Origin of the sequence: Bartonella sp. OT172YNZD, assembly GCF_042193725.1 — a bacterium.
Lineage (GTDB): Bacteria > Pseudomonadota > Alphaproteobacteria > Rhizobiales > Rhizobiaceae > Bartonella > Bartonella grahamii_A.
In genome coordinates this window covers 1-569 of record NZ_JBHILZ010000113.1, presented here as the reverse complement: position 1 = coordinate 569, position 569 = coordinate 1, and the positions used below count along the sequence as shown (strand labels likewise).

The following is a 569-nucleotide window of genomic DNA, read 5'->3' as shown; positions in this document are numbered from 1 at the left end:
GTTTCAAAAAAATGTTCTGCTTTGAGAAAGTCTGAAACGCGATCGAGTGCATTATTATTAATCAGGATTGCTCCAAGTAATGCCTGTTCCGCTTCAATATTATGGGGAAGTTGACGAAAAGAAGAAGCAAAATTATCTCTTGGGTTTTCTGTTTTTAGCATGTTCAATGTTCTCATTGCTTTCTTTTCCCTTGTTTGGTGCCTCAAAGGTGATTTCTGTTGTGTATCCGCTTTGTTTTTCATAACGATGTGTGACGGTAGCGGCTTTCCATGGTCCATTGATTTGCCCACGAAACCCTTGAAGGATGAGAGGTTGATCCGCCATGATTTCTGGATTCCCCTCAAGAGACAAAGAGCCACTGCCTACAGCACGACATAAGCGATCCGACTCGGAAGCAGCGGCAGATAAAGCTTCTTCTTGACATGGATAACAACTGCGTAGACGCCGCACAGGCCCGCTAAACCCTGTCTGATGCTTGACTTGGCATTGTTGCCCTGTTGAGCGATCAAAATAAGAAGCTTCAATAGTGCCGTATTGCGTGCGTGGCTCTAACGTGAATTCCCAGTTAG

At 44.6% G+C, this 569-nt stretch carries 1 protein-coding gene and 1 pseudogene; both read right to left on the bottom strand.

The window, feature by feature from the left end; all coding sequences use genetic code 11:
- The coding region (locus ACFIJS_RS09310) for a DnaB-like helicase N-terminal domain-containing protein (protein ID WP_375651349.1) at window positions 1–176 on the bottom strand (176 nt) is incomplete at its 3' end.
- Window positions 133–569 (bottom strand): annotated as a pseudogene (locus ACFIJS_RS09305) (late control protein); the annotation flags it as partial. The pseudogene ACFIJS_RS09305 and the gene ACFIJS_RS09310, both read right to left, overlap by 44 nt.